We start from the raw sequence: 6,999 nt of genomic DNA on the forward strand, positions 1-6,999 counted from the left end.
GTTATCGATTATATTATCAGTTAAATGATAGTAACCAGTCTTGGTGGGGACTTCTTTGATAAACGTATCTCTGGGAGCAGTCAATGGGGAAACAGGAGCATGAGTTTTCTTATAATAATCATATAAGAAACTGCAACAGTCCAAATATCTTTCATCTTGATGATCAAACTTATGTAGCTTTAGGTTCGCTTTCAGGGGATGTTTAAGATCGATTTTGGAGACTACTGGCGAAAAGCACCGTCTTTTTAATTGAAAGTCATTTCTAGTTAGAAAGTGAATTAGTGACTCCTCACTTGAATCAACCATCACTTGGAGGCGGCGTCCTTCAGTTTGCGAGATGGTTGGAAAAGGTGAGTAGGAGGGATAACTAAGCAGATTAAATTTAAGATACAGGTATTTATTATGGTAATCGTTGGTGTAAGAAGAAATTGTACCCAGATTTTTATTATCTTCAAATAGTTGATATGTGTTTGGGGTAATTTTTTGAATATTACTAAACATCATTAATCCTTTGCTAATAAATCAGAGCCTGTATTAAAATAAATATATCGTAATTTTGGTTTTTATTGAATATCTTGAGGGAAAGACAATATGAATTTTATCCAGCTCACTAATTTGCTAAAAAAAATAAACACCTATCGCCCGTTAACTAAAGACGAAGTGCAAGCCATTGAAAAAGAAAAGAAGTATGATCATATCTGGTCATCAAATGCAATTGAAGGGAGTTCTTTAACCAAATATGAAACAGCTGAGTTGTTAGAAACTGGCTTAACCATTCATGGTAAGCCTTTTGCAGATCATTTAGCAGCATTAGATTTAAGTCGCGCATATGATTATGTTCAAGAACTAGCTACTGGAAAATTACCTCTTGATGAAATTGCTATTCGTGATATTAATCGCTTAGTTACTTACTCAGATGACCCTATAAAACGATCAGCAGCCGGTCAATATCGTCAAATCAAAGTCTGGCCAAATGGTGTTCCAAATGTACATTATGCTGATCCTACTGAAATTCCGGAAAAAATGCAAGCATTAATAGATTGGTATCATGAGATAGAAGGAAAGCAGCATCCAGTTAAAGTTGCTGCTTTAATGCATTTGAAATTTGTCTCAGTTCATCCATTTAGAGATGGAAATGGCAGAACAGCAAGATTGTTGATGAATTTTGAATTGGTTAAACATGGATATCTGATTATTAATATTCAGCCAGACAAAGGCAGTCGCAATGGTTACATGAAAGCACTGCAACTTGCACAGACAACTGGTAACGACAAGGAGTTTATTGAATTGGTTTCCAGATATGAAGAAAATGAATTAAAAGATAGGCTAGATTTATTAAAACGCATTGAATCTGAGCGTAAGAATGCTGATAGTTTAACTAGATTAAATAATTTGGATAAGTAATAAAAGCCATGATAACTATTGAACGATTAGATAATTTTCCGTTGATTACATCTAAGTGTGATATCTCCAAAATCATAATCGAAACAATTAAAAAAGAGCATTTCTTAATACGTGAAGGCGATATTTTATGCATTGCATCAAAGCTCTTGTCTAAAGCAAATGGTAACTTTGTTGATTTGAGCCAAGTAGTTCCATCTGAAGTAGCTAAAGAAATTCATGAAAAGTTGCCGGGAAAAGATCCTCGCCTTATTCAAGTCATTATTGATCAAACCGAAGATCCAACAGGTAAGAAATTACAGATTGCTGATAATTTCATCGGTGCATTTTTACCAAATGGGTTATTTTTAACCAGTGGTGGAGTAGATAAATACAAAGAGGACATAGTTTTAACATTACCTACTAATTGCGATAAGATCGCACATAATATTAGAAAAGAAATTGAGCATCAATTACATGTTAAGGTTGCTGTCATTATTACTGATAGCGATGGTCGGATTGATAAAAAAGGCGCTACTCAAGTTGCAGTGGGCTTATACGGCATAGATGGTTTGCGCAAGACTGAATTTGAACAAAAGACCAACATAGAAACTATTTGTGATATGTTAGCGGCAGCATCTGGATTGCTGATGGGACAGCGCGGACAGGGATTTCCCGTTGTTAAAATTAGCGGATTTAAGTATGATTTTGATCCAAGTAGTGAAATTAGGGATGCAACGAATTAACTAGTTTAGTATTTGTCAAAATTAGTTTGGTATGACATAGAAGCTTTGTTACTAAAAATAAGATCTAAAATAATTACTTCAATTTCAGAATAATATTTAGCTGGAGCTTGTTTCAAAACTTGCTTATTAATTGTTAGTGCAATAAAATGGACTCTGAAAATGGTTTATTAAGATTTCGTCTTTTAGGAGAAAATGTATGAACGCAATTTTTGATAGAAGAGCTGTTAGAGAATACACTAATGAAAAAGTTGATGAAGAAAAAATTCAAAAGTTGATTGATGCTTTTCAAGCTGCACCTTGTGCACTTCACCAGACAGATGTAATGGAGTTAAGCGTAATCACTGATCCAGAATTACTTAAAAAGATTGAGGATAACACTAAGAACTCTTGTTACAACGCGCCACTAGTATTTATGATTAACACTAAAAAAGATAGTCAATTTGGCGAGCGAGCTGCATCTGTTGCAGCAGAAAATGTGATGGTTGAAGCATTCGATCTTGGTCTAGCTTCTGTCTACGTAATGGGCGGTGTAATTGCCTTAAACAAGTTCCCAGAAATTCAAAAAGAGCTAGGGATGGATGATGGCTTTGAAACTTCGGTATTATTGCCAATTGGTTATGCAGCCGATAACGGTAAGCCAGAAGACAGATCTAACCGCTATAAAGTTGTTAGAAAATAATTGAACATAGAATAAAAGGCATTGATTCCAAATTGAGGAGTCAATGCTTTTTTGTTATGTGGTGATTGTTTTATTAAGCGTTTGGAGTTAACTCCAAACAATAAAGATAAAGTCCACTCATTTGGAGCGTATTCCAAACAAACGGACTGTGATGATATATTTTTTATTTACTTAGATCAATAATCTTATCGAACATTTCTTTCTCACGGTTAGAAATCTTGTGAGCTACTTCAATGACTGCAAAGTTAGGATTGGTGAGTAAGGTTTGATGAATTTGTAAAGACAAAGTATTGTCTAAGGCACTCGTTGCTTCATCAGCCAGCAGAATAGGCCGTTTAGCTAAAATGGCGCGTGCAATTTCAATTCTTTGAATTTGTCCTCCAGAGAGATTGCTACCGTTTTGTCCAATTTGATAATCAAGTCCTTTTTCTTCAACTAATTGTGTTAGTCCTGCTAATTTGATTGCACCGGTTAATTCAGATTCTGAATACTTTTTACCGAAGGTCAGATTGAAAATCAGACTCCGATTAAACATGAAGGGCTTTTGATTGATATAGCCAAAATAGTCGTGAGCCTTTCGCCAGTTTCCCGCTAAATTTTGGTGATCAATCATGATTGAACCCGAAGTTGGTGTTAATTGACCAACTAACAGTCGTAATAGGGTAGTTTTACCAAAACCACTTGGAGCCATCAATAATACTTTTTCACCTGCTTTAACTGTGAAATTGACGTTACTTAAGATGTTTTTTCCATTAATAGCATAAGATAGATCGTTAACTGTTAATTGTTTAAAAGCTAAATCGGAAGAGGAAAGAGTTGAATGTTCGAAATGGAGCGCTTTTTCAATTTTATTCCAAATTGGCTGAGTAGAGCGAATTTGGTTAAGTTGGTCAAAAATCATCGTGATCGGATTGATGAAATCATTAGATAATTGAACAATCATGACCAATGTACCAGCTCCAATTTGCCCATTAAACATTAAAATCGCACCGACCAAAAATGGGATGGTAAAACTAAAAATATCAGCAATTGTCATGAATAGCGTGGAAATTGCGCCTTGAGTATAGTTTAAGGTACGCAAGGAATTTTCCATTTGTTTTGCTTGCTTCACGACATAAGAAACAATTGGAAGCTGAACATCGTAGAGCATAGCTGTCTTAGAACCATTGATTGCATCGGACACTGCTTGCGTGTACTCGGCATTTTTTTCTTCCCAAACCTTTGCCTTATTTTGAATATCTTTAACGAATGGTTTTTGAACGAAACCTGGAATAATCGTGGCTACCACAAAGATGACTGTTAAAAGCCAAGAATTTAATAAACCAACAGTAATTGAAATGTTGAAAGCTGCAGCTTCTGAAATAATCATTAATTCGTTAGCAATTTTTAGTGATTCGATTTGCTTTAAGTCATTGGTCATTAGGTTAAGACCTTCTTTTTGTGAATCAGCTTGTTGACTAACTAAATAACTGATAGTTTTATCTTTCAATTTAAGGTTAATATCGCGTGTAATATCAAAACGTAGGTAGCGATATCCGAAATTCAAAAACATAATAAGAATTAGAACGATCGCTCCTAAGAGGGCAATAAGAACTAATTGTTTTAAAGAGCCACGATGATATTGTGCACTGTTGAGCATTATCTTCGTGACATAAGCGATGACGACATTACCACAAGCACTTATGCAGGCTAAAAGGGCATAAAGTGCTAGCTTCTTTTTGTTAGCAAACTTTAATGACATAAATATACCTTTCTAGACCCCATCAAAGTGACTTATTTAGTCGTTTCTTCTTTGATGCAAATAATCTTATCATATTTCATATGATTATGAAATAAAAATTATAAATTCCTATGCATTTTTTCCCATTCCTCACGCAAAACTCCATATTTTACACTGTCATAATATACTCCTTGAAAATATCGTACTTTGCGAATTTGGGCTTCTTTCGTATAACCAATTTTTTCAGCGAGATGCATCATTCGTGGATTACCGGTCCATGTTGTAAGACCAATATGTTCCAATTCAGGATGTTGCTTGAAAATTTCATTCGTCCACATTTTAAGTGCCTTTGTTCCAATTCCTCCATGCCAGTATTCTGAATTGTAAATAACTATTCCAACTTCTAGCCAGCGAGTTGCTTCATCAATCCAATTTTTGGAAACCATGCCAACAGCTTTTTCATTTAAGCAAATACACTTGCAAGAATCGCTCAATAGATATTCAGCTACAGAACTTTGTTTAAAATCAGAAAAAGAGGGATAAGCATGATAATCCTTAAAATAAGGAGCATTCCATTTTGTCCACTCAGGATTTTGATTTGAAAAGCCGTTTTGCCAAATCTCATATAAGTAGTCTGAGTTAAATGATTGTAAGTTTAAAATTAAATTTTCTCGCATAATATGATCTCCAATTTATTATTGTAAAAATATAAAATTATGATAGATTAATAATAAATACAAATAAGATGAGTGTAAACAGAATTAGGTTAAAAATGAATCTAGAAATTAAACCTTATGAGCCAAAATATTTTGACGATTTGTGTTCGGTGATGGATCATGCACGAAGACAAGAACTCAAAGGTGAAAATTTAGAAGAAGTTTTTCTACCATTAAAGAATGCGCCATACTTAGATTATTTTCTATCATGTAAAATCTATTTAGCATTTGAAGATGACGTACTGGCTGGATTTGTCGGATTTCGTCCTGGAGATTTAAGCTTTGTATATATTGATCCTTCACGGCAAAGAAGAGGTATAGCTACTGCATTACTTCAAAAAGCATTAGATGAATTAGAGCGACCGATTCGATTAGATGTATTTACTCACAATAAACAAGCTAAAGCGCTATATGAAAAATTGGGCTTTAAAATAGCAAAGACGGTTATTGAAAAATGGTCGGATGAATTTCCAGTTATTTTTTCACAAGATACGATGGAATTGAGATGAATGTCTTGAAAAAGATTTTAATATCTACGGTTCATCATCCAAATGTCTTAAATGATGAATTAATTATCATAGTTAATGAACTTAAAAAAATATTTGATGATGTTTATGTAAGTGTAAGCACTGTGACTGATACACCACTTTTAGGCATTTTTAAAGAGATGCACATTAAGTATCTTTTAATACCTCCCCACGGAGCGGCAGGTGCAAGATGAAAAGTATTAGATTTTGCGTTATCTCATGAAAATAAAAATAGCATGTATTTCTACTGTAATTTTGATAAATTAATTACTGCTATTTTGAATAGGAAAAAGCAATTTATGGATTTTATTAGTAATTTGAAGTTAAAAGATGAGTATCTAATAATTGGCCGAAATAATTCAGATCTTTTAACATATCCGAATACTTGGGTTGAAACTGAAACAATCACTAATAAAGCAGCTGCCGAATAAACGAACTTGATATTTTAGCAGGATGTTGTACTTTTGGTAGCGCTGTTGGTAAAACTATCATTAAAAATTCAAGAGAGTTATTAACTGATGTCGAGTGGCCATTAATATGCAAGCAGTCCCAAATCGATATTAGATATATTGCAGTGTCCTTTTTACCTTTTGAATATCAATATAATCAAGGAAGAGACGACTATAATTGGCAGGGATATATTCCACGTTTAAAGTTGGCGTTGCAGGCTTTTAGTATATTTCAAAAGTTTACGAATATGGATATATCAATATAAATAATAATTAACATTCTGGAGGAAAATATGTGCTTGATTTGTGATCGGATTGAGATGATCAAAAAACACCAAAATAAGTTTTTCGTAAAAGAACTTAGAACTGGCTATGTGGTCTTAGGAGACAATCAACATTTTAAAGGCTACACCTTATTTCTTTATAAAAATCATGTAGATGAATTATATAAGTTAGATGAAAATGAAAAAATTAAATTTTTAGAGGAAATGTCACTAGTCGGAGAAGCTGTCTCAAAGACAGTTAGATGCGAAAAAATGAATTACGAATTATTGGGGAATGGTGATTCGCATTTGCATTGGCATTTATTTCCAAGAGTTTCAGGTGATTTAGAGAATTATGGATATCATGGGAAGGGACCTGTCTGGTGGTATCCACGTGAAAAAATGTACAGTGTTGACAATGAGTTAGGAAATGCCGAACTTGAAGAGTTAAAACAAAAATTAAGATTAGAGTTAGATAAGATGTTTTTATAAATGAGATATCATTGCTAGATTTAGGAA

General features: G+C 33.7%; 10 protein-coding genes. 7 read left to right on the forward strand and 3 right to left on the reverse strand.

Features of this window, described 5'->3' with window-relative positions; all coding sequences use genetic code 11:
- On the reverse strand, positions 1-504 hold a 504-nt coding region (locus Q0Y70_RS09020), incomplete at its 3' end, for a GNAT family acetyltransferase (RefSeq protein WP_297820071.1).
- An 87-nt stretch (positions 505-591) separates the two neighbouring features.
- Here Q0Y70_RS09020 and Q0Y70_RS09025 point away from each other — a divergent pair.
- From Q0Y70_RS09025 to Q0Y70_RS09035, 3 genes are all read left to right on the forward strand, one after another.
- On the forward strand, positions 592-1,404 hold the full coding sequence (locus Q0Y70_RS09025) for a Fic family protein (RefSeq protein ID WP_297820074.1): 813 nt from the start codon (positions 592-594) through the stop codon (positions 1,402-1,404).
- Positions 1,405-1,412: 8 nt separating this feature from the next.
- Entirely contained in the window at positions 1,413-2,126 is a 714-nt protein-coding gene (locus Q0Y70_RS09030; protein WP_297820077.1) for a coenzyme F420-0:L-glutamate ligase, read from the forward strand.
- A gap of 196 nt (positions 2,127-2,322) precedes the next feature.
- Positions 2,323-2,805, forward strand: coding sequence for a nitroreductase family protein (locus Q0Y70_RS09035; RefSeq protein WP_297820080.1), 483 nt, complete (start codon positions 2,323-2,325; stop codon positions 2,803-2,805).
- A gap of 163 nt (positions 2,806-2,968) precedes the next feature.
- Here Q0Y70_RS09035 and Q0Y70_RS09040 read toward each other — a convergent pair whose 3' ends face one another.
- Positions 2,969-4,546, reverse strand: a complete 1,578-nt coding sequence (locus tag Q0Y70_RS09040; RefSeq protein ID WP_297820083.1) for an ABC transporter ATP-binding protein — start codon at positions 4,544-4,546, stop codon at positions 2,969-2,971.
- A 98-nt stretch (positions 4,547-4,644) separates the two neighbouring features.
- Positions 4,645-5,202: a GNAT family N-acetyltransferase gene (locus Q0Y70_RS09045; protein WP_297820088.1), complete on the reverse strand. Its 558-nt coding sequence runs from the start codon at positions 5,200-5,202 to the stop codon at positions 4,645-4,647.
- Positions 5,203-5,297: 95 nt separating this feature from the next.
- Here Q0Y70_RS09045 and Q0Y70_RS09050 point away from each other — a divergent pair, with 95 nt between their 5' ends.
- The 4 genes from Q0Y70_RS09050 to Q0Y70_RS09065 all read left to right on the forward strand — a co-directional run bounded on the left by Q0Y70_RS09050 (position 5,298) and on the right by Q0Y70_RS09065 (position 6,972).
- Complete coding sequence (locus Q0Y70_RS09050) at positions 5,298-5,750, forward strand: GNAT family N-acetyltransferase (protein WP_297820091.1); 453 nt, start codon at positions 5,298-5,300, stop codon at positions 5,748-5,750.
- A gap of 5 nt (positions 5,751-5,755) precedes the next feature.
- On the forward strand, positions 5,756-5,962 hold the full coding sequence (locus tag Q0Y70_RS09055; protein ID WP_297820095.1) for a hypothetical protein: 207 nt from the start codon (positions 5,756-5,758) through the stop codon (positions 5,960-5,962).
- A 105-nt stretch (positions 5,963-6,067) separates the two neighbouring features.
- Positions 6,068-6,199: a hypothetical protein gene (locus tag Q0Y70_RS09060; RefSeq protein ID WP_297820098.1), complete on the forward strand. Its 132-nt coding sequence runs from the start codon at positions 6,068-6,070 to the stop codon at positions 6,197-6,199.
- Between the two features lie 311 nt (positions 6,200-6,510).
- Entirely contained in the window at positions 6,511-6,972 is a 462-nt protein-coding gene (locus tag Q0Y70_RS09065; RefSeq protein WP_297820101.1) for an HIT family protein, read from the forward strand.
- The last annotated feature ends 27 nt before the right edge of the window (positions 6,973-6,999 follow it).

Origin of the sequence: uncultured Lactobacillus sp. (genome assembly GCF_947367085.1) — a bacterium.
GTDB lineage: Bacteria > Bacillota > Bacilli > Lactobacillales > Lactobacillaceae > Lactobacillus.

What these genes read in the sequence shown, in the direction of transcription:
- Q0Y70_RS09030 (WP_297820077.1), top strand. Translation starts at nt 1,413, where the DNA reads ATGATAACTATTGAACGATTAGATAATTTTCCGTTGATTACATCTAAG.
- Q0Y70_RS09035 (WP_297820080.1), top strand. Translation starts at nt 2,323, where the DNA reads ATGAACGCAATTTTTGATAGAAGAGCTGTTAGAGAATACACTAATGAA.
- Q0Y70_RS09025 (WP_297820074.1), top strand. Translation starts at nt 592, where the DNA reads ATGAATTTTATCCAGCTCACTAATTTGCTAAAAAAAATAAACACCTAT.
- Q0Y70_RS09065 (WP_297820101.1), top strand. Translation starts at nt 6,511, where the DNA reads ATGTGCTTGATTTGTGATCGGATTGAGATGATCAAAAAACACCAAAAT.
- Q0Y70_RS09045 (WP_297820088.1), bottom strand. Translation starts at nt 5,202, where the DNA reads ATGCGAGAAAATTTAATTTTAAACTTACAATCATTTAACTCAGACTAC.
- Q0Y70_RS09040 (WP_297820083.1), bottom strand. Translation starts at nt 4,546, where the DNA reads ATGTCATTAAAGTTTGCTAACAAAAAGAAGCTAGCACTTTATGCCCTT.
- Q0Y70_RS09060 (WP_297820098.1), top strand. Translation starts at nt 6,068, where the DNA reads ATGGATTTTATTAGTAATTTGAAGTTAAAAGATGAGTATCTAATAATT.
- Q0Y70_RS09050 (WP_297820091.1), top strand. Translation starts at nt 5,298, where the DNA reads ATGAATCTAGAAATTAAACCTTATGAGCCAAAATATTTTGACGATTTG.